This window comes from [Clostridium] innocuum (assembly GCA_012317185.1).
In the GTDB taxonomy this organism is placed as follows: domain Bacteria; phylum Bacillota_I; class Bacilli_A; order Erysipelotrichales; family Erysipelotrichaceae; genus Clostridium_AQ; species Clostridium_AQ innocuum.
In genome coordinates this window covers 447,214-466,308 of sequence record CP048838.1, presented here as the reverse complement: position 1 = coordinate 466,308, position 19,095 = coordinate 447,214, and the positions used below count along the sequence as shown (strand labels likewise).

Sequence of the window (19,095 nt, the reverse complement as noted above, 5' to 3'; positions counted from 1 at the left end):
TATGAGGAAAAAGGTATTTCCCTGATAAGATTTATCATTTGAAAAAACACCTGCGTTTTTTTCATGAACGCAAGGTGTTTAAGTCTTTATGAGTCAAAGGATGCGATGACCTTTAAAAAGGCTTCTCCGTACTTATCATATTTCACTTCACCGACACCGCTGACTCCCAGCATTTCTTCTCTTGAATGCGGTGCTTTCGCACACATATCATGCAGTGTCTTATCGGAGAAAACCATGTACGGAGGAACATGGGCTTTTCGTGCCAGCTGGGAACGGCAGATTCTCAGCAATTCAAACAGCCGGTTATCGCCACTATCTGTCTGTACCACAGGGGTCTGCACCTGCTTCTCCTTGACAATTTTCATCATCAGCGGTCCATCTGTAGGAAGCAGCTCCTCCTGATGAATCGACAGTACCGAATAGCCGTCCTCACTCTGTTTCAGGATACCCTGAAATTGCAGATGCTGAAGGATTTCATAAAGATGATTGCGTGAGCTGTCCTTCAACGAACCATAAGCCGGATTTCTATCCAGATGATAGCTTTTGATTTTGGCGTTCGCACTGCCCTTAACAATATCTACAATCATCGTTTTCCCGAAGCGTTCTCCGCTGTGACGGATACATTCCACAAGACGGGATGCTTCCATACGGATATCACATTCCTCATATTGTGTCAGACAGTTTGAGCAGCTGCCGCAGAAGCCATCACTTTCCTCACCGAAGTATTTTAACATGTAATGACGAAGACAGCTGGGAATCGTACAATAGAAGGTCATGGATTTCAACCGTTCCTTTTCCTTTTGCTGCAGCTCCATGCGAACAGCCTCTTCCATATCCTCATGACCGCTTCCCTGTTCAATCAAAAACTGATTCAAACGGACATCCTTGCCGCTGTACAGCAAGATACAATCAGCCTGTTCCCCGTCACGCCCGGCTCTTCCCGCCTCCTGATAATAGCTTTCCATATTTTTAGGCATATTGAAATGAACGACAAACCGCACATTGGATTTATCAATCCCCATTCCAAACGCATTGGTAGCGACCATGATGGTTTTTCTGTCATAGATGAAATCATCCTGATTATTCATACGCTCTGCATCGCTCAAACCGGCATGATAGCGTGTTGCCGCAAAGCCATCGGCGCATAGTCGATCACAGACCTCCTCCACTGTTTTTCTTGACAGACAGTAGACAATGCCCGCATCCTCCGTATGCTGTTTTACATAATGCAGAAGTGCCTGGTATTTATCCTTCGGCTTTTCCACAGCAAAGTACAAATTCTTACGATCAAAGCCTGTCGTTATAGTATAAGGATCCTTCATATCCAGCAGCTGAAGAATATCTTCCTTTACCTGTGTGGTTGCCGTTGCAGTAAATGCAGAAACAATCGGTCGCTGCGGCATTTCCTTTAAGAATTCCCGAATATGTAAATAATGCGGTCGAAAATCCTGCCCCCACTGGCTGACACAGTGCGCCTCATCCACACATACCATGGAGATTTTCATCTCTTTTGCAAAGCTTAAAAATTCATCGCTCATCAGTCTTTCCGGAGCTACATATATGATCTTATAGGTATATCCGCGTGCAAGAGAAAGTGCCTTGTGATACTGGGCATAGGATAGGGAGCTGTTTAAATACGCTGCACGAATACCAGCTTCGTTTAAGGTTCCCACCTGATCCTTCATCAGAGAAATCAAAGGAGAGATAACCAGTGTGATTCCCTCCAGCATCATGGCCGGAACCTGATAGCAGATAGATTTACCTGCCCCGGTTGGCATGATTCCCAACACATCATGGCGCTCCAGAATATTTGTTATCAGCTCCTGCTGACCTTCCCGAAAGCTTTCATAACCGAAATATTTTTTTAAAACCTCATAATCCTTCATCATTTCACATCCCCACAGCTCGTCCTGTTTATTTAACCAACAGTCTGCTGCCTATTATAGTAACATTAAGTTACGTAATAATTCAATGAATACAGCTCTCCATTTATATAACTGATCGTATACTCTAAAGGAATCTCTCTATCGTCATAGGATATATTTTCCATAACGAGTGCTGTTGCCTCATCCTCCTGAAAAAGCTGCTGTGCATAAGCTCCATATAGTTTCTGTGTGAGAACCTTTTGACAAACGTGATGTATATGTAATTGATAATTCCTCTTCAATATCTCATAAAGCGATTGCTCCTCAAAGGTAATCTGCAGCAGATTTGGAAACATAAACGCATTGAGATGTGCCTTCTCAATCAAAATCGGCGTATCATTAGCATAACGTAGTCGAATGATGATATATACAAAGTCCCCTTCCTTCATATGCAGTTTTTTTGCGATTTTCTCATCTGCCTTTTCCATTGCAATTTTCAATAGATCTGACCGTGTACGATAGCCTGCCATCTGCATGGTTTCTTTCCAGCCATGTATGGTCTGCATGTTTTTCTCAATGCTGAACGTACTTACAAAAGTTCCCTTTCCTTTTTTCTTATGCAAAATACCTTTTGTTTGCAATATGTCAAATGCCTTTCTTACCGTCATACGACTTGTATGAAATTTCTCACAGAAGTCCTCCTCACTCGGTATCATCATTCCCTCTGCATAAATTCCATCTTCAATGTTATTCATAATATACTGCTCAATTTGTCGATAGATTGGTATTTTATTCTCCATACGTTCATCTCCTGTTAATGTACAGACATTCTAACATAACATTTGCACAATTTCCATTCTTTGGAAGAACAGATACAAACAACCCTGCATTCGTTCCATTAAGGAGCTTTTGTGTAGGGTTGTTCATGTATGTTACAGAATATCTACTCAGGCAACAATCAGCAGCTCACTTAAACCACCAACAATTGCAATCAGAATGAAAATGATGAAAACCGTCGTAATCTTCATGTTCTTTTTATCCAGCAGAATCCAAGCCAATAGTGTCAGTCCCAATGGAAGCAGTCCCGGCATAATACTGTCGAGAATCCCCTGCAGACTGAATAGCATATCTCCACTGCGATAGGACCAGCCGGATACCGCACTGACATACTGGGCCGATATAGCACCAACCACAATCAGACCTACTATATTTGCCGCTCTTGTGATGATATCCTTACGTCCGCCGACAAACAGCACATCAGCAGCATTGATACCAAGCTTATAGCCTCTTGAAAATAATAGCCAGGTTCCGGGAATGATAATGCCGAGCCAGGCAACACAGTAGAACAGCGGTCCGGCAATACTGCCTGTGGATGCAGATAATCCCATGGCAATCGAACATAAAATAGGGCGCAGGGTTCCACCTATTAAGGAATCTCCCATACCGGCAAAGGGTCCCATCAATGCTGTTTTCGTACTTTGAATCAATTCATCCGGTATTTCCTCACCTTCAGCACGCTTTTCCTCCATTCCCAAAATCACGCCTGGAATAATAGAGCCGAAAGCTTCCTCCGTATTGAAAAACTGAGTATGTCTGTCCAACAGCTTCTGCTGTTCTTCCTTGGAATCATATAGCTTCTCGGATACAAGACCAAACATGCGGACAAATGCCGGAGCCATCATTCGTTCCATATTCTGACAGCCCAATGCAAATGTTATCCAGTTCACATAACATTTTCGTACATCTTTCTTTGATAAAATTGTCATACTTTTCACCTTCCCTAAGACTGTTTCACGCAGCGCAGATAGTCAAGATATGCAATAAATGCTGCCAGCACCGTGATTGCCACAATCGGCATTTTCAATACTGCCATCATAATGAACCCAACGAGAACATACAGTAATTCGATATTCTTTTTTAAAGTGAATTTAATCAACAATGCAAAGCCAACCGCCGGCAGAATACCACCAAGCACCTGGAATATAACACCCAGCTGATCAGGGATCAACGCAATCATTTTTGGAACATAATCTGCCCCGAAATAGCAGGCAAGGAAAATTGGAATAAAGCGGACGACAAATTGTGAAATATTGGAATAGATCGGAATTCTTGTTGCCTGCTTCAGCTTACCTTCCTCGATCCAGCGATCCTGTAAATGGACAAAGACTGCATTAAAGGTCGCCACACTATATACAGCCGCTACACCAAGAAGACTCAGCGGTACAGAGATTCCTACTGCATATTCCGGAGATGCATTGGATACCAGCGCCAGCGGTATACCTATATAGGATGCAAAATTCACATCTCCCGGCACCGACATTCCCGGCGTTACCAGTCCCACATAAAGCGCCTGTATTGCTGCTCCAATTAAAACACCATTCTTAACATCCCCCAAAATCAGACCTATCAGAGCCCCTGCAACAATCGGGCGGCCAATCATATTCCATCCGCCAACTGTCCCCAACAGAAAGGTTCCATAAATGGAGCCCAGATACCCAAGTAACGCGATTAGTAAAGCTTGTAGTAAAGTCATAGTCCTATTCTCCTTTCACTAAAATGCTTCTTTCCATTCCATTTCTTTTTCACCCGGGACCTGTTGGAAATAAACACGTATTCCCATGGCATGCAGTTCTTCACACGCAGCCGCTTCACTATCCAGCAGATAAGAAAAGTAAGTAGCCTTTTTCGTTCCCTTTCGATTGCTCATCGGCCCGATATTCAAAGCCTTTGGCAGCACGGTACAGTTCTTCTGAAGCTTTAAAGCAATTATCGGATCCTTTACCAAAACCAGTGTACGCTCACTACTCTCCTCCGCCTGTTCAATCAAAGCAATCGCCGATTGCGCAGATGCCACATCCAGATGTACATTCGGAGGTACAGACATCTTGTAAATATTGCTCATGACCGGATTGGATGCAGTGAATGCATCAACCAAAATAATATAATCAATTTTGTAATCATTCAGAACCTTTACGATACATTGTCCGTGAATCAAGCGGTCATCACACCGTAATACAGTAATTCCCATACTTCATTTCTCCTTTCAAAAGATTAGATGATATCACTTTGTTCAATCCAGCGATAATCGGTTTTGCTCACTGCCTGCAAACTGTCTCTCATAGCTTCCAGCGATATACTTTCCCGTTTTACTGCAAAATCCAGTAACAGCGGCAAATTGACACCACACACAACATGACAGCCGGTCTGAGCACTTAGCACACTTGCCGCATGGAAGGGGGTAGCACCAAACAGATCCGTAAAAATCACAAGCTCCTCTCCCTCCATGGCAGCGGCAGCTTTTTGAAGACGCTCAATCAGTATCTCCAGACCATCTCCTTCCCGCAATGAAACTGCTAACAGATTTTCCTGTTTACCGGCAATCATTTCAACAGCCTCCAGCAAACCATTCGCCAGCCCGGCGTGTGTGGCTATAATTCCTCCTATCATAAATCCTCCTTTCTGTTCGTTATTCTTTCTCTATTTCCTTTAGTAATGTATCCAGTCGTCTTAGTCCTTCCTGTAACAGCGGTCTTGGACAGGCAAAGTTCAAACGCTCATATGCAGCGCAGGAAGAACTGAATTCTGCACCATGATTCAAAATCAAACCTGCTTCATTCAGCAGCCTTTCATGTATATCGGTATGGAATTTCATCCAGTAAAAATATGTTCCCTGCGGCTGAAATGCAACTATCTGATCAGCATGACGCTTCACGAAGGCAGTTATAAGGTTTCTGTTGTCCTTCAGGTATGTAAGCAGCGCCTGCTGCCAGTCATTGGATTTCAAATACGCTGCCTTCACCGCCTCCATGGCAAAGATATTGATACTGCTGATTCCAATGAGTGAACAATAATCTTTTAGCTTTTTTTTCATTGATTCGTTTTTCACAAGAATTGCAGATACTTTCAAGCCTGCAAGATTGAAGGATTTGGTCGGTGATACGCAGGCAATCGTATGCTGCCGTGCGTAGGTGCTTACCTTCATAATCGGTATAAATCTTGCTTCATAAACAAAATCACTATGAATTTCATCTGAGATGATGAGCAAATGATATTTCTCACAGACTTCGGAAAGCCGCTTCAATTCCTCATATCCGAAAACACGTCCGCTGGGATTATGCGGATTGCACAGGATCAAGGCCTTTACAGTATCATCTTTTTTCAATCGATTTTCCAACTGTTCGAAATCAATTTCATACTGTTGATCATGTACACACATATCCACTGGTATCACCCTTCTGTCGCTGTTTTCCACACACGTTACAAACGGGTGATAGCAAGGCATCAGCAATAGAATACCGTCCTTCGGATTTGTAAACAGATGTATGGCAGCGGCAATGGAATACATGACACCGGTGGATAACATAACATCATCTGCGGTTATATCATAAGCATATTGTTTTTGAAAGCGTTCTGCGAACACTTCATAGTACAGTCTGCCTCGATCACTATAGCCGTAAATAGGGTGAGAAGCACGTTTCATCAATGCTTCTTTTATTTCATCCGAGGCAGGCAGATCCATGTCTGCCAGCCACATAGGCAGAAGATCATCGCGTTGCAGTTTATCCTGATAACGATCCCATTTTGTAGACTCTGTATGTCTTCTATCTATCAGCTCATCAAATGTATACATATCATCATCTCTCTCATTTTTTCATTTGATCAATCAAATAAGCTGTGGTTTTCATAGGATTCGTTATGGCACTGCCCATTGTAACCATATCAGCTCCTGCCGCCCATACATCACGAAGCTGTTTACTATCCCATATTTTACCCTCTCCATTCACCAGACAGCTCGTCCTGCTTTTCAATTCGCGAATCAGCTGAATATCCGGTCCGCCCAGGTTGTTATGCATCGTATCTCTTGTATAGCCGCTTAATGTAGAGGAAAGGATGTCAAATCCTGCTTTTTCACAGATGATGCCTTCCTCAACCGTAGCCAGATCCGCCATCAATACGATATCGGGATATGCGGCTTTCAATCTTTGTACAAGCTCAGTTAATTCTTTCTCATTTCTACCCCGCAAGGTACCATCCAGTGCGACGACATCACATCCTGCCTCAATAACAGCTACAGCTGATTCATAATTCGGTGTGATAAAGACACTGTCATAAAAATCCGTGTCCGCTGATGGCATGACTTTATTGATTCCTATCAGCGGTGCATCTGTAAGTGCACGTATGGCTCTTACATTTTCAGGCCAGCATGCCCGGATCCCTTTGGCTCCGCCTGCCAGCACACATTTTGCCATCGTGACCATATTTTCTGTGCCATACAATGGATTATCTTCGTATGCCTGACAGGAAACGATTAGTTGTCCCTTCAGGCGCTGTAGAATTTCCCGTTTTGTCATAGGCGCGCCTTTTTATACATTCTTGTATATTTCTCGAAATATTCATCATTGACATGCTCAGTGCCTTCGCTATTCAAGCTTACAAATACAGGTGGTGTTACTCCTTTTTCTTTTATATAATAGGCACACTGAACACTGATTGCCTGTGCGATAAAGGTATTGGCCATAGATGAAGTCGGGCACACCGCAGCAGCTACCCCCTCCATCTGTACTGCACAATCTCCGGGCACACCACAGTTATCAATCACGATATCTGCAATATCCATCAGCATTTTTCCACTTTCATGACGGGATGAAACAGCGTTTGAATGTGCAATATTGGTGATTGCAATGACAGAAGCTCCTCGTTTCTTTGCTTCGATTGCCATTTCTATAGGGTAGGCATTTCTTCCGGAATTGGATGCGATCAATACGACATCCCCTTCCTCTATATCATACAGATCAGCCAGTATAGCCGCATAACCGCTCAGTCTTTCCAAAAACGAGCTTTTTGTAGGATGCTCTGTCATCGTCAGCTCACTAGTCATAATGGGAACTACAAATGCCAGACCTCCTGCACGTCCATAGAATTCTTCACAAAGTGTATGGGAATGACCGCTTCCTGTAACGTAAAACGTTTTGTGTGCCAGAAAGCAATCTGCAATCAGCTTTGCCGCCTGGTCAAGCTGTTCCTGCTGGGTTTCCCTTACCTTGTTTAATACATCAAATCCAGTCTCAAATACTTTAGTTATCATTTTTTCCTCCTTAACATGTATATACATGTAATAACCGTAAAATTTTTTATCATTGCGGGCAATGGTTGAGAATGTGCATATAGAAAGCCTTATAATCATGGTTGCTGTTGAACGCATGTCTTGGTATCAATATGCTGGATCCGTCATGGAGTGTCAGCAGCAGAAGCTTTTTGAAATATAAGAAATGTGTAATTTCCTCATACGGATAAGAATGTTGCTTTTTTCCTGTGTGTATCAGCAATGACTCTTTGGCTGAAACTATCTCGATTCTCTCATAAGTTATTTCTTTATGTTCTTTTAATATCTGCTTTAATAGTATATGATTCATAAATGTATCGCAAAAAGCCAGCCATAAAAAACAAATCACCAGAACCAGAGATATCGCTGCCGTATGTTTCAACTGAAATGCCGGAATAATAGCAAGCAGCATAATTGTGACCATCCATCGCAGCACCGTTTTCCTCCGCTTTACATCTGCATTCTCCAAACTTCTATACAGCGTAAAGCGTGCAGCATCGCGATAATCTAATTCATAGGATATCTGCATACGCACACCCTCCTTTATGGAGTTTTCTCCATATTATTTTATTATTTTGAGTTTTAACTCCACATCCATATGATATCATGGATGTATATACATGTAAATAGTAAACTAACACTATTTTCTATTTTTTATACAAAACTCGTAACCGTTATAATAATAAAAGTATGATAAATGCATATCTGATGATACAAAGCATTGTTGTGTCCTGCCCCTATATGGTTTTTCTCAACCTCAACATAAAAAAAACAATACGACCATATAGACAATCGTACTGTTCTTTATAACTGATTTATCATGAAAACTATTTTGACAATAAAGCCCGAAATGAATTTATTACTAAGATTCATCTCTTGTTTTGCCATAGATAACTCTAGCAATATTTTCCCTGGCAATACGGACACTTCCGGCATTATGCAATCCATATCCACTGGTAAGTATATCAAGAATAAACAGCTGTGAGACCATGGATGAGAAGGTTCCTGCATTCATTAAATTCACTTTTCCATAGCTGATAATTACACAATCTGACAATTTGGCAAGCGTCGATGTTATGTGATTGGTTATCGTTATTATTTTGCAGCCTGTTTTTATTGCTACTTCAGCCGCTTCGATCAAATCCTTGGTTTCACCGGATACCGATACAATGATAATCAAATTCTTTTCATTACAAAGACTCGCCTGCATTAACTGTCGATGTGAATCCGTCACTGCCTTTGTCTGTTTACCGAATCGAAAAAGTCTTGATTCGCCCATGGAAGCCGCGAGACCGCTTGTACCGATACCGAAAAAATAGATATATTCAGCTTCCTCAATCAACTGTATTGCATGATTGATTTCTTCCTGCTGAATCATGGAATCCGTTATCTGAATTGTTTGTATCAGATTATTCTTTATACATTCGTGCTTATCTGTCTCCTGCTGCTTTCCGTCATCGTCGATTGCCAATAAAAATTTCAATTCCTGAAATCCTTTCAGCTTCATTTTCCGACAGAATCGTACGATTGTCGCTTCTCCCACGTTCAGCATAACGGCAAGCTCGGACAGCGTTAAATCAATAACCTTGGAATTACTCTCGATTATGAAATCCGCTATTCGCTTCTCTGATTTTGTGAAGGATGGATAATATGACTCAATAATGCCTAATGTTTGCATGAACCTCACCTCTATTATATTCTTTCATGTCTATCTGCTTTCATTATACATGAAAACAATTTAATTTCACGAAAAAACAGATGTGTTCCATACCTTTCTATCCTGCATACCCTTTCTTAATCAGATATTTACGCACATCACTGATAAAATACAGAGAACCCGTAATAACAAGAGGTTTCGCTTTTTGTAATGCATACGCGATACCCTGTTCATAGCTCTCCATCAGATGTATATGCTTTCTTCCCTCCAGCAGCTTCACATCCAATGCTCGTTCATTATAAAAGGGTACGACAAGAATTTCCCCACATACCGTTTCCAGCTCCTGCAGCATCGCTTCGAAATTCTTATCCTTCAACACAGAAAACAGTACCTGCACATCCTCCATCTGCTTCAACGTTTCACACAGGGCATGAATACCATCCGCATTATGTGCGCCGTCCAAAATGATGAGAGGCTCCTTCGAAATTGTTTCAAACCGTCCGATCCAGACAGCCTGATGCAGACCTGTTCGCAGCTGTGCTTCTGTAAGCCGGATATGCCCCTGTCTTTGCAGATATAAGCATACCTCTATCGCAAGGGCAGCATTTCGACACTGATACCTTGCTTTTCCATATAATGCAACATCCTTTAAATTCCCATAATCAAAGGACAACCCGTCAGCTGTTTCCTGTATATTTGAAATTTCCCCTGCCTTTATACATTGTGCATGAGCCGAAGCGGTATGCTTCTGAAACACCTGCAGACAGCACTCCTTATCCTCTGCAGTGATCAAATCAATACCTTCCTTCACAATTCCAGCCTTTTCTTTTGCAATTTTTTCCAGAGTATCACCGAGAAATTCCATGTGATCCATTCCGATATTCGTAATCACCGACACGAGCGGCTGCAGGATGTTGGTTGCATCCTTTCGACCGCCAAGTCCTGTTTCAAACACGCAGAAATCCACTTGTTCCTCCAGGTAATAGAAAACCGCAATACACATATCAATTTCAAACATACTGAGGTCCCATTCCATCCAGCTGTCATAAAACCGGTTAGTAATTGCAAGAAACGCATCCTCTCTTATATCCTGATCATTGATTCGTATACGATCCAGATGGGTAATCATAAATGGCGATGTAAAGCTTCCTACCTTGTAGCCGGCTGTCTGCAGGATACTGCGAATATCATTTGTCGTACTGCCCTTGCCATTCGTTCCGGCGATATGAATGCTCCGCAAACGATCCTGCGGATTTCCAAGTGATGCCATATAGGCCTTGAAATGGTCAAGGCCATAGCCCCGGTTTTTCCTCTGTTCGATGATGGCAATAACATCCTCTGCTTTCTGAAATCTCATTCACTCAGCCTCCAGTCGATCGGAGTTCTTCCCATTTCCTCCAGATATCTGTTCACAGTGGAAAACGGCCGGCTGCAAAAAAAGCCTCTGGATGCGGATAGCGGGGATGGATGTGCAGACATCAGGATGCGATGCTGTCTACCGGTAATCAGCTCTGCTTTTTTCTGTGCATGGCTCCCCCATAGGACGAAAACAATTCCCTTTTCCTGCTCATTCAAAGCTGAAATAACCGTATCCGTAAAGGTTTCCCAGCCCTTTTTCTTATGTGATGCCGCCTGTCCCTCACGTACGCTCATAACTGTATTCATCAAAAAGACTCCCTGCTTCGCCCAGTCTGTTAAGCATCCGTGAGATGGTGCATCAATATTCATATCACTCTTTAATTCCTTGTAAATATTTTTCAGGCTGCGTGGTATTTGTACGCCCTTTCGAACAGAAAAACAAAGTCCGTGCGCCTGATCTGGCTGATGATATGGATCCTGTCCGAGTATCACCACCTTCACTGCTTCAAAGGGGCAGCTTGTGAAGCAGGTGAATAAATCCTCCCTTGGAGGATAGATTGTCCTATGTGCATATTCCTCATCCAGAAACTGCATCAGCTTCTGGTAATATTCCTGTTGTTCTTCCTGCTGGAAGAGTTCCTTCCATTGCTTCATGTTTTATCACTTCCTCAAACGGTATAATCATATCATAATTAAAGGAGAGGTAACAGTACCATTCCTTTGATAAAATTCTGAAACGGTATAAAAGCCGAAACTGTAAGAAAAGAAAACCATATCCTTTATAAAGCATGATTCTCTTAGAAAGATGTACACAGAATGATAAAAGGGATGCCTTCAGATTGCCTCGATTCACAGATGAAGTTCACAAATCTTGAGGCACAGCATAAGGATAACCCGGGCTATCCACTGGTTAGTCGAGCCATCTACTATAGCAGCAGACTTCTATCAAAGCAGATGAATGCACCAGATGGATTTCAGCATTCTGATTATGATAAGATTAAAAAAGTGTATTCTATTTGGATATGTATCCAGCATGCTGGGGAAAAGGATGATGCGACCAATGTATACTCCTTTGTTGAAATCTTCAAAAAAGACTCTTCCATCGAATGAATAAGATACCATTCCTATGAGATAGAAAAAATTACACATGGCCGATATACCAATGCGATGTATACATCCATTTACAGGAACCGGAGAAACTGTATATCTTGTACAATGACTGCTTATTTTCATAAAAAAGAAAGTCTATGAATAGTTGTGGATTCAGCTTTATTCCAAGCAATTTCCAACCGTCATGACTTTCCTTTTTAACAATTCTATTATTTCAAATCACTTCTTTTATCAATATCCCATACCTCATCCACATCGCATGGCACAGCGATGACCTTTTCCCTGTATTTTTTCAAAATCTGTTTTCCACCCTGTTCATCCGACAAGGCTAACAGCTCCTTGTAATATTTCCTGGGGAATATAGCAGGATTTCTTAAAATACCTTGACAGGTAACACAGATAATATGTTCTCCATCTGCCAGCTCCAGCAGCTTCTTAAATGTATGTAAGCGCAGATACGGCTGATCCGCAACACACAGCATTGCCTGATCAGCAGTACTTCTTTCAATTCCAAGTCGTATGGAAAACGATTGTCCTTTTCGGGCCTGCGTATTGAAAACCACAACTGCGTTATAGTCCCTTGCCAGCTTTTCAACTTCTTCATACTGTGTTACCACGATGAGAGAATGCGGATTTAAAGTCGAAAGCTTTTGCAGTGTATGTGCAATCAGCGGCATCCCGTCCAGCTCATACAACAGCTTATTTCCCTGAAACCTGCGCGAATATCCGGAGGCTAACAGAATGAGGTCAGTCTTCATCCTTCTTTAGTAAAACCTTTTCTGCCGTGATCGGCAATGTGCGAACCTGCACACCGCTTGCATGTGCTACAGCCGACGCAATTGCCGGTGCCGGTGTGTTGATAACAACCTCGCCGATGGATTTCGCCCCGAACGGACCATTATCCTCGTAGCTGCTTTCAAAATCAACCCGTATTGTACCGACATCCTGCCGTGTCGGGATTTTATATTGCAGAAAGGAATTGTTGCGCATCCTGCCCTTACAGGAGTACGTGATATCCTCATAGAGCGCCATACCGATTCCCTGAGCAATACCACCCTCTGTCTGAATTCTGGCAAGATTGGGATTGATAACCGTCCCGCAGTCCACAACAGCCGCATAATCCACCAGCGTAATCTCTCCCGTGAGCTTATCTACATCCACCTCTGCGATTCCTGCCATAAACGGAGGAGGAGAAGTCGGTGAACAGTGGGATGCACTCGCTATCAGACACGCACCCTTGCCGCCCGCAAAACAGCGGTTCGCAAACTCTGCCAGTGTGATTTCTTTATCATCCTCCACTGCACGAAGCATACTTCCATCAAATGTGATATGCTCCTCTTCCACGTCCAGAAGGACTGCCGCCTCACGCAGAATCTGTTTCTTTAGCTCCTCACACGTTTTCACAACTGCCATGCCGGTTACATAGGTCGTTGCAGAAGCATAGGAGCCGGTATCGTATGGAGATGCGTCCGTATCCACAGACTGTGTTATGATATTATCCACATCACAGTCCAGACATTCCGCAGCCATCTGCGCCAAAATCGTATCACATCCGGTACCCATATCCGTTGCGCCGATCGACAAGGTGTAAAATCCGTCATCCTGCAGCTTGATCACGGTTGATGCGATATCCACGTTGGCAATACCGCTTCCCTGCATGGACAAAGCTACACCTAGACCGCGCACCTTATCTCCCATGTCACGGCACAGTGCCTTCTCCTTCCAACCAATCATATCCATAGCCTTCCTGAGACAGCGATCCAGTGCACAGCTGTTTAAATGCTCGCCATAATACTGCTTCATAACTTCATCTTCCTGCACCATATTCTTCAAACGCAGCTCACATGGATCAATATGCAGGGTATCCGCCAGTTCATTCACTGCAGATTCTACTGCAAACTGTCCCTGCGTAGCGCCATAGCCGCGGTATGCACCTGCTGTCATTGTATTTGTATAAACGACATCCGAAACAAAGCGGCTTGCCTTTACATGATTATAAATCGGAAGTGACTTATGTCCGCTTAAACCGACAGTCGTTGACCCATGCTCTCCATAGGCACCTGTATTGGACAGGGTGTACAAATCGATTGCACGGATTTCCCCATCCTTCATGGCACCGATTTTCACATGCATCTTCATTTCATGGCGGGAGTTGCTCGCCATAAAGGTTTCCTCTCTGGTATACACAAGCTTGCACGGCTTCTTCAGCTTCCATGTAACAAAGGCTGTAAAGATTTCGGTACAGCCTGTCTGCTTGGCGCCAAACCCTCCGCCGATTCGCGGCTTGATCACCTTGATCTGTGATTTTGGTAGCTCCAGCGCATTGGCAACCATGCGCCGGATATGGAAAGGCACCTGTGTGGAGCTGACCACATTCAGGCGGTCAAAGGTATCCATATAGGCATAGGAGCGAAAGGTTTCCATCATCGCCTGTGCATTGGCTTTTGTATGATACTCACGTTCCAAAACAACATCGCATTCCGCAAACGCCTGATCGACATCACCAACGATGCTTTCATCATGAGAGTGCAGATTGCGCAGCCGTTCATTCCCGATTTCACACAGCAGCTTATAGTCCTCTTCCGCATGAACGATAACCGGATGGTCGAGTGCCTTTGTGAAATCCAGCACAGCATCATATACTTCATACTCAACGCGAATCAGCTTCATCGCCTGCAGCGCACTCGCTTCATTCTTTGCGGCAATGATGGCAACCTCATCACCGACATACCGTACAACCTCATCCAGTATCAGACGATCGTATGGGGATGGCTCGGGATAGGTCTGCCCTGCCAGCGTGAATCTCGATGCAGGAACATCCTTATAAGTAAATATGGCTTCGACACCCGGAATGCGTTTCGCAGCACCGGTATCGATGGATTTGATTCTCGCATGCGCATGCGGTGAGCGAAGCAGCTTGATGACAAGACAGTCCGCAGGAGCCAGATCATCCGTATACACCGGCTTCCCGCTAAGCAGAGCATAGGCATCCTTCTTTATAACGGGCTGATTGATGTACTTCATGCGGCTTCCCCTCCTTTCAAAAGCCAGGCTCTGATGGCACGAAGCTGTCCCATATAGCCGGTACAGCGACAAAGATTCCCTGCCAGCCAGTGCTTGATTTCCTCATCTGTCCAAGTCCTGTTTTCCTTTTTCATGGCAAGCACCTGCATCATCATTCCCGGTGAACAGAATCCACATTGCTCCGCCCCCTCTTTTGCCATAAAATCCGCAAATTCCTTTGCCTCTTTTTCCACACCCTCCAGCGTGGTAATGCGATGACCATCCGCGCGTCCCACAGGCACACTGCAGGACAGCACTGTTTTTTCATCCATCCATACGCTGCATAAGCCGCAGTTTGTCGTTTCACAGCCGCATTTCACACTCCTGTAGCCCTGTTCGCGCAGAAACTGCAGCAGCGTCTGCCCTGCAGGAACATCTGCCTGTATTCGTTTTCCATTTACGGTAATTGTTACATTCATGCGGCATCCTCCTTCAGCTGTTTCAAAAGACGCAGCGTTAATGCATAGATCAAAGCAGAACGATATTCTGCACTCCCCCGCATATTATCTTCACATTCCACACACGCCTGCATATGCTTTGCGATCATTTCCTGATCCTCACTCCAGGGCATGGTAAAACGCTGCGCACGTTTTGGGCGGGAACCTGCGACAATACGCAGAGATTCCCCTGCTTTTGCGGCAGACATATTCAGAACCGGAAGATCCGTAGCACTTCTTCGCACACAGGCAAAGGCTGTGTTTACCGGCTCCTTTTTCAGCACGACATGCGTCAGAATATCCCGTTCATACGGCATGGCTGCATACTCCTGTAAGGAAATTCTTCCCTGTTTATACAGAATCACCTCTGCATCCAGACAAAGCAATGCGCATAGTACATCAGAAAAGCCGAAGCGGGAATACAAGGAGCCTCCCAGCGTAGCAGTATTTCGAAACTGTACTCCTACGATATCCTTCAGTGCATCCTTTAACAGCGATCCGAATGCTTCTTGCAGACCTTCATGGGTTTCCAGTGCACGCAAAGAGGTCATAGCACCAATCGTGAAGCTGTCCTCATCTTCTTCAATCATATCCAGATGCAAATCACATAAATCAATGGCGACCGGAATCGTACGTTCCTGCATACGCAGCCACAGCATTCCAGCGATAATCTGATTCATTCGGTTTTTCTGCAGAAGCTCATATGCTTCATCGAGGCTCTTTGCCTTGCAGTATTGCTGAATCGTCAGCATAGTTATTCTCCTTCCATATAAGAGTAGGTTCACTCTTAGTTCCAATCACTGTAAAGGTATCCCCGTACAGTTCATTATAATACGTACAGCAGGCTGCCGTCATTTCTGGACGCGGCCCGCGTATATGTGCATACAGCTTTCCCTGATGCAGCAGCACAAGCTCATCCGCATACTGCAGGGCCAGGTTGGGATCATGCATACTGATCAGCATACTTCTTCCCTGAAGCTTCAGCCGCAGCATCTCCTGCAGAAACTGATGCTGGCGCCGATAATCCAGATAGGTACACGGCTCATCCATCACCATAAGGGCGGCATCCTGTAAAAAGGCTCTGGCAACATAGGTCATCTGCAATTCTCCACCGCTGATTTCCTGTAATAATTTTCCTTCAATATGGGACAGGTTCCAGTCCTTTAACAGTGCATGCACCTGCTCGTACTGTTTTTTCGAAGGCAGGGCAAACGGGGAGAGTGTACGTGCAAAGCCGCTTACGATACATTCCTCCACCGCAAGATCCTCTACGGTTTCCTTAATCTGGGGAACATAGCTGAACAAAGCGGCAAGCTGTCGCTGCTTCAGCGAATGTATATCGCTCTTGTCATGCAAGATACAGCCTTTATAGGGAATATATTGCAGAAGGGAACGAATCAGTGTTGTTTTCCCGCTGCCGTTCTCTCCCAGCAGCATAACGATGCGGCCCTTTGGTATCGCAAAGCTGATATCCTTTAAAATGTCTCTGCCCTGCAGCTGTACCGATAGATGTTGTATGGAAATCATAAATGCAGCCTTCCCTTCACGAATAGTACTACAAGTGCAAGAGCACCGAACAGACTGGTAAGTATGCTGATGGGTATTTCAATCGTCATAAGGGTCCGTGCCAGTGTATCGCACAGAAGCAGAAAGATCGCTCCGCTGACTGCTGTAATTCCCATCGTCTGTGAAATCGGCTTGCGACAGGCGATACGGATAATATGGGGTATCAGCAGAGAAACCCAGCTGACGATTCCCGCAACACTGATCACACTGGAAATCAGAAGGGTAGCCAGAAGCAGGGATACCCATCGTATGAGCTTCACATTGACGCCAAGGGTAGAGGCCTCTTCTCCAAATGAAAGCAGCTGTATCTGCCAGCGCAGCAGATACAAGCCACTCATTCCAAGTGTGCACAGCACAAGGGTAAGAAAGACGGCAGACCACGAGGCATCGGAGAACCCGCCCATCAGCCAGTATTCCATATTTGCCAGCTGCGTTGCAGGATCTGCATACAGCTTCATCATCATCATGAGAGAGGTCGCAACCGCCTGCAGAATCAATCCGGCAACCACCAGATTCAGGATTCTGTTCCCTCTGACGCGGGAGGCAAGCAGAAAGGTCAGAATAACCAGCAGCATACCTGTAAGAAAGGCACACAGCTCGATAAACCAGGATTCCTGATAGAAAAGTATCGCAAACACCGCACCCAGAGAACAGCCGCTGCTTGCACCGATAACATCACCGCTAGCCAGGGGATTTCGGAAAATCGTCTGATAGACAACGCCGGATACCGCCAGTGCCGCACCGCTGATACTGACCAGAAGAATCCTTGGCATCCGCAGATTCCACACCAGTGACTGTGTCAGCTCATCACCGGAAAACAGCAGCGCCCTTGCGATATCCGAAAGGCTGCTGCCGTATCTGCCTGCGCACAGAGAACCCAGAGCCAGCACTGCCAGCAGCAGTCCAAGCCAGAATCTGCGTCTCATATCACAGGCCCAGATCGCTGTCCTTTACTTCTATGTGATAGAAGGTACGGTAAAAGTCCTTTGCTTCCTGCTTTACTGTATCCATGGAAAGATTATCCGGATACAGCGTTGCATATGCCCACAGTGCACCCAGACAGCTGGACAGATTCGGGGTATCCCAGGTTTCCAGCGGACTTGGGAATTCATACACCTGCTTCTTCTTTACCGCGTTTAAGGAAGACAGTGCGGAATCCTGCAAAACACGCTTCACATCTGCACCGCCGTTTTCAAGGAAAATCACATCCGGATTCATATCCAGCAGGGTTTCTTTCCCAATCGTACTCCAGCCCTTTCCAGCCTTTGCCATGACATTTTCAGCCTTCGCACTCTTCAGGAGGCTGTTCTGGAACATATCGGAGCCTGCTCCCTCCAGCAGACTGCTGCCGGACATATACACCTTCTTTGCTACTCCGGTATCCGTTATGTATTTTTCCATCAGTACATCACGATAGTTGAAATAATTCTGTGCTTCCTCTCTTGCACCGAGTGCAATTGCGATGAGATTGACCGCTTCATCATATTCCGTCTGTGTTTCCGGATTCAACAGGATAACCTTCATTCCAGCGTCCTCCAGCTTTCCGACATAGCTCTTCAAAGCAATCGGCAGAAATGCAACATCCGCCCGCGTTTTGATGGCAGCCTCTACATTAAAGGACTTTTTATTTCCCATTGCCGGAAGCTCCAGGATTTCAGGAGCAGCCTGCTTATAAATTTCACGCTGATCCGCTTTCATTTCCACACCGACAAGCTTGTCCTTCTGACCAAGACCAATCACCGTACTTGTTGCGATATAATATCCGCTGATCGCCTTCTCTGCAGGCTTATCGAAATTTACCTTTCTGCCGGCCTGATCGGTAATGATAAAGCCTTCACTTACTTTTTTTTCATCTTCCTTGCCTGTATCCGTACACGCCATCAGAGACAGCGCCATAATAGCAGACATAGCTGTCATTAAAAACCTTTTCATATC

21 protein-coding genes are annotated in these 19,095 nt (G+C 44.6%); 1 reads left to right on the top strand and 20 read right to left on the bottom strand.

Annotated elements, in window-relative coordinates; genetic code table 11:
- Positions 1 to 86: 86 nt before the first annotated feature.
- The 13 genes from recQ to G4D54_02290 form a co-directional block, all read right to left on the bottom strand.
- A complete protein-coding gene (gene recQ / locus G4D54_02350; protein ID QJA01341.1) occupies positions 87 to 1,889 on the bottom strand; it encodes a DNA helicase RecQ in 1,803 nt (600 codons plus the stop codon).
- Positions 1,890 to 1,951: 62 nt separating this feature from the next.
- The gene (locus G4D54_02345) at positions 1,952 to 2,665 is read right to left on the bottom strand and encodes a GntR family transcriptional regulator (GenBank protein QJA01340.1); all 714 of its coding nucleotides are present in this window, start codon (positions 2,663 to 2,665) and stop codon (positions 1,952 to 1,954) included.
- A 147-nt stretch (positions 2,666 to 2,812) separates the two neighbouring features.
- On the bottom strand, positions 2,813 to 3,631 hold the full coding sequence (locus tag G4D54_02340; protein ID QJA01339.1) for a PTS system mannose/fructose/sorbose family transporter subunit IID: 819 nt from the start codon (positions 3,629 to 3,631) through the stop codon (positions 2,813 to 2,815).
- Between the two features lie 14 nt (positions 3,632 to 3,645).
- Positions 3,646 to 4,398, bottom strand: coding sequence for a PTS sugar transporter subunit IIC (locus G4D54_02335; GenBank protein ID QJA01338.1), 753 nt, complete (start codon positions 4,396 to 4,398; stop codon positions 3,646 to 3,648).
- A gap of 18 nt (positions 4,399 to 4,416) precedes the next feature.
- A complete protein-coding gene (locus G4D54_02330; protein QJA01337.1) occupies positions 4,417 to 4,893 on the bottom strand; it encodes a PTS sugar transporter subunit IIB in 477 nt (158 codons plus the stop codon).
- 23 nt (positions 4,894 to 4,916) lie between these two features.
- Positions 4,917 to 5,312 (bottom strand): PTS fructose transporter subunit IIA, encoded by a 396-nt coding sequence (locus tag G4D54_02325; protein QJA01336.1) that lies wholly within the window; start codon positions 5,310 to 5,312, stop codon positions 4,917 to 4,919.
- Positions 5,313 to 5,331: 19 nt separating this feature from the next.
- Positions 5,332 to 6,495: a putative C-S lyase gene (locus G4D54_02320; protein QJA01335.1), complete on the bottom strand. Its 1,164-nt coding sequence runs from the start codon at positions 6,493 to 6,495 to the stop codon at positions 5,332 to 5,334.
- A 13-nt stretch (positions 6,496 to 6,508) separates the two neighbouring features.
- A complete protein-coding gene (locus G4D54_02315) occupies positions 6,509 to 7,216 on the bottom strand; it encodes an N-acetylmannosamine-6-phosphate 2-epimerase (protein ID QJA01334.1) in 708 nt (235 codons plus the stop codon).
- The gene (locus tag G4D54_02310; protein QJA01333.1) at positions 7,213 to 7,950 is read right to left on the bottom strand and encodes an SIS domain-containing protein; all 738 of its coding nucleotides are present in this window, start codon (positions 7,948 to 7,950) and stop codon (positions 7,213 to 7,215) included. The genes G4D54_02315 and G4D54_02310 overlap by 4 nt, the downstream gene beginning before the upstream one ends.
- A 49-nt stretch (positions 7,951 to 7,999) precedes the next feature.
- Positions 8,000 to 8,497, bottom strand: a complete 498-nt coding sequence (locus tag G4D54_02305) for a hypothetical protein (protein QJA01332.1) — start codon at positions 8,495 to 8,497, stop codon at positions 8,000 to 8,002.
- A 333-nt stretch (positions 8,498 to 8,830) separates the two neighbouring features.
- Positions 8,831 to 9,646 (bottom strand): MurR/RpiR family transcriptional regulator, encoded by an 816-nt coding sequence (locus G4D54_02300; protein ID QJA01331.1) that lies wholly within the window; start codon positions 9,644 to 9,646, stop codon positions 8,831 to 8,833.
- 97 nt (positions 9,647 to 9,743) lie between these two features.
- Positions 9,744 to 10,982 carry a bifunctional folylpolyglutamate synthase/dihydrofolate synthase gene (locus G4D54_02295; protein ID QJA01330.1) on the bottom strand — a complete coding sequence of 413 codons (1,239 nt, stop codon included), beginning with the start codon at positions 10,980 to 10,982 and terminating at the stop codon, positions 9,744 to 9,746.
- On the bottom strand, positions 10,979 to 11,638 hold the full coding sequence (locus G4D54_02290) for a uracil-DNA glycosylase (protein QJA01329.1): 660 nt from the start codon (positions 11,636 to 11,638) through the stop codon (positions 10,979 to 10,981). Before G4D54_02290 ends, G4D54_02295 begins: the two co-directional genes overlap by 4 nt.
- Positions 11,639 to 11,839: 201 nt before the next feature.
- Between G4D54_02290 and G4D54_02285 the strand changes: the two genes are divergently transcribed.
- The gene (locus G4D54_02285) at positions 11,840 to 12,094 is read left to right on the top strand and encodes a hypothetical protein (GenBank protein ID QJA05138.1); all 255 of its coding nucleotides are present in this window, start codon (positions 11,840 to 11,842) and stop codon (positions 12,092 to 12,094) included.
- 209 nt (positions 12,095 to 12,303) lie between these two features.
- Here the strand turns inward: G4D54_02285 and G4D54_02280 are convergent, their stop codons facing one another.
- The 7 genes from G4D54_02280 to G4D54_02250 are packed head-to-tail and all read right to left on the bottom strand — an operon-like array spanning position 12,304 to position 19,092.
- The gene (locus tag G4D54_02280; protein ID QJA01328.1) at positions 12,304 to 12,852 is read right to left on the bottom strand and encodes a nucleotidyltransferase family protein; all 549 of its coding nucleotides are present in this window, start codon (positions 12,850 to 12,852) and stop codon (positions 12,304 to 12,306) included.
- Positions 12,842 to 15,118 (bottom strand): molybdopterin-dependent oxidoreductase, encoded by a 2,277-nt coding sequence (locus G4D54_02275; protein ID QJA01327.1) that lies wholly within the window; start codon positions 15,116 to 15,118, stop codon positions 12,842 to 12,844. The genes G4D54_02280 and G4D54_02275 overlap by 11 nt, the downstream gene beginning before the upstream one ends.
- A complete protein-coding gene (locus G4D54_02270) occupies positions 15,115 to 15,576 on the bottom strand; it encodes a 2Fe-2S iron-sulfur cluster binding domain-containing protein (protein QJA01326.1) in 462 nt (153 codons plus the stop codon). Before G4D54_02270 ends, G4D54_02275 begins: the two co-directional genes overlap by 4 nt.
- Positions 15,573 to 16,346 carry a 4-hydroxybenzoyl-CoA reductase gene (locus G4D54_02265; protein ID QJA01325.1) on the bottom strand — a complete coding sequence of 258 codons (774 nt, stop codon included), beginning with the start codon at positions 16,344 to 16,346 and terminating at the stop codon, positions 15,573 to 15,575. The genes G4D54_02270 and G4D54_02265 overlap by 4 nt, the downstream gene beginning before the upstream one ends.
- Positions 16,303 to 17,121 carry an ABC transporter ATP-binding protein gene (locus G4D54_02260; protein QJA01324.1) on the bottom strand — a complete coding sequence of 273 codons (819 nt, stop codon included), beginning with the start codon at positions 17,119 to 17,121 and terminating at the stop codon, positions 16,303 to 16,305. Before G4D54_02260 ends, G4D54_02265 begins: the two co-directional genes overlap by 44 nt.
- Positions 17,118 to 18,086: an iron ABC transporter permease gene (locus G4D54_02255; protein QJA01323.1), complete on the bottom strand. Its 969-nt coding sequence runs from the start codon at positions 18,084 to 18,086 to the stop codon at positions 17,118 to 17,120. The genes G4D54_02260 and G4D54_02255 overlap by 4 nt, the downstream gene beginning before the upstream one ends.
- Before the next feature lies 1 nt (position 18,087).
- On the bottom strand, positions 18,088 to 19,092 hold the full coding sequence (locus G4D54_02250) for an ABC transporter substrate-binding protein (protein QJA01322.1): 1,005 nt from the start codon (positions 19,090 to 19,092) through the stop codon (positions 18,088 to 18,090).
- Positions 19,093 to 19,095 lie beyond the last annotated feature (3 nt).

Bases quoted from the DNA above. Each gene is read 5' to 3' on its own strand.
- recQ (QJA01341.1), bottom strand. From the start codon at position 1,889: ATGATGAAGGATTATGAGGTTTTAAAAAAATATTTCGGTTATGAAAGC.
- G4D54_02345 (QJA01340.1), bottom strand. From the start codon at position 2,665: ATGGAGAATAAAATACCAATCTATCGACAAATTGAGCAGTATATTATG.
- G4D54_02340 (QJA01339.1), bottom strand. From the start codon at position 3,631: ATGACAATTTTATCAAAGAAAGATGTACGAAAATGTTATGTGAACTGG.
- G4D54_02335 (QJA01338.1), bottom strand. From the start codon at position 4,398: ATGACTTTACTACAAGCTTTACTAATCGCGTTACTTGGGTATCTGGGC.
- G4D54_02330 (QJA01337.1), bottom strand. From the start codon at position 4,893: ATGGGAATTACTGTATTACGGTGTGATGACCGCTTGATTCACGGACAA.
- G4D54_02325 (QJA01336.1), bottom strand. From the start codon at position 5,312: ATGATAGGAGGAATTATAGCCACACACGCCGGGCTGGCGAATGGTTTG.
- G4D54_02320 (QJA01335.1), bottom strand. From the start codon at position 6,495: ATGTATACATTTGATGAGCTGATAGATAGAAGACATACAGAGTCTACA.
- G4D54_02315 (QJA01334.1), bottom strand. From the start codon at position 7,216: ATGACAAAACGGGAAATTCTACAGCGCCTGAAGGGACAACTAATCGTT.
- G4D54_02310 (QJA01333.1), bottom strand. From the start codon at position 7,950: ATGATAACTAAAGTATTTGAGACTGGATTTGATGTATTAAACAAGGTA.
- G4D54_02305 (QJA01332.1), bottom strand. From the start codon at position 8,497: ATGCAGATATCCTATGAATTAGATTATCGCGATGCTGCACGCTTTACG.
- G4D54_02300 (QJA01331.1), bottom strand. From the start codon at position 9,646: ATGCAAACATTAGGCATTATTGAGTCATATTATCCATCCTTCACAAAA.
- G4D54_02295 (QJA01330.1), bottom strand. From the start codon at position 10,982: ATGAGATTTCAGAAAGCAGAGGATGTTATTGCCATCATCGAACAGAGG.
- G4D54_02290 (QJA01329.1), bottom strand. From the start codon at position 11,638: ATGAAGCAATGGAAGGAACTCTTCCAGCAGGAAGAACAACAGGAATAT.
- G4D54_02285 (QJA05138.1), top strand. From the start codon at position 11,840: ATGAAGTTCACAAATCTTGAGGCACAGCATAAGGATAACCCGGGCTAT.
- G4D54_02280 (QJA01328.1), bottom strand. From the start codon at position 12,852: ATGAAGACTGACCTCATTCTGTTAGCCTCCGGATATTCGCGCAGGTTT.
- G4D54_02275 (QJA01327.1), bottom strand. From the start codon at position 15,118: ATGAAGTACATCAATCAGCCCGTTATAAAGAAGGATGCCTATGCTCTG.
- G4D54_02270 (QJA01326.1), bottom strand. From the start codon at position 15,576: ATGAATGTAACAATTACCGTAAATGGAAAACGAATACAGGCAGATGTT.
- G4D54_02265 (QJA01325.1), bottom strand. From the start codon at position 16,346: ATGCTGACGATTCAGCAATACTGCAAGGCAAAGAGCCTCGATGAAGCA.
- G4D54_02260 (QJA01324.1), bottom strand. From the start codon at position 17,121: ATGATTTCCATACAACATCTATCGGTACAGCTGCAGGGCAGAGACATT.
- G4D54_02255 (QJA01323.1), bottom strand. From the start codon at position 18,086: ATGAGACGCAGATTCTGGCTTGGACTGCTGCTGGCAGTGCTGGCTCTG.
- G4D54_02250 (QJA01322.1), bottom strand. From the start codon at position 19,092: ATGAAAAGGTTTTTAATGACAGCTATGTCTGCTATTATGGCGCTGTCT.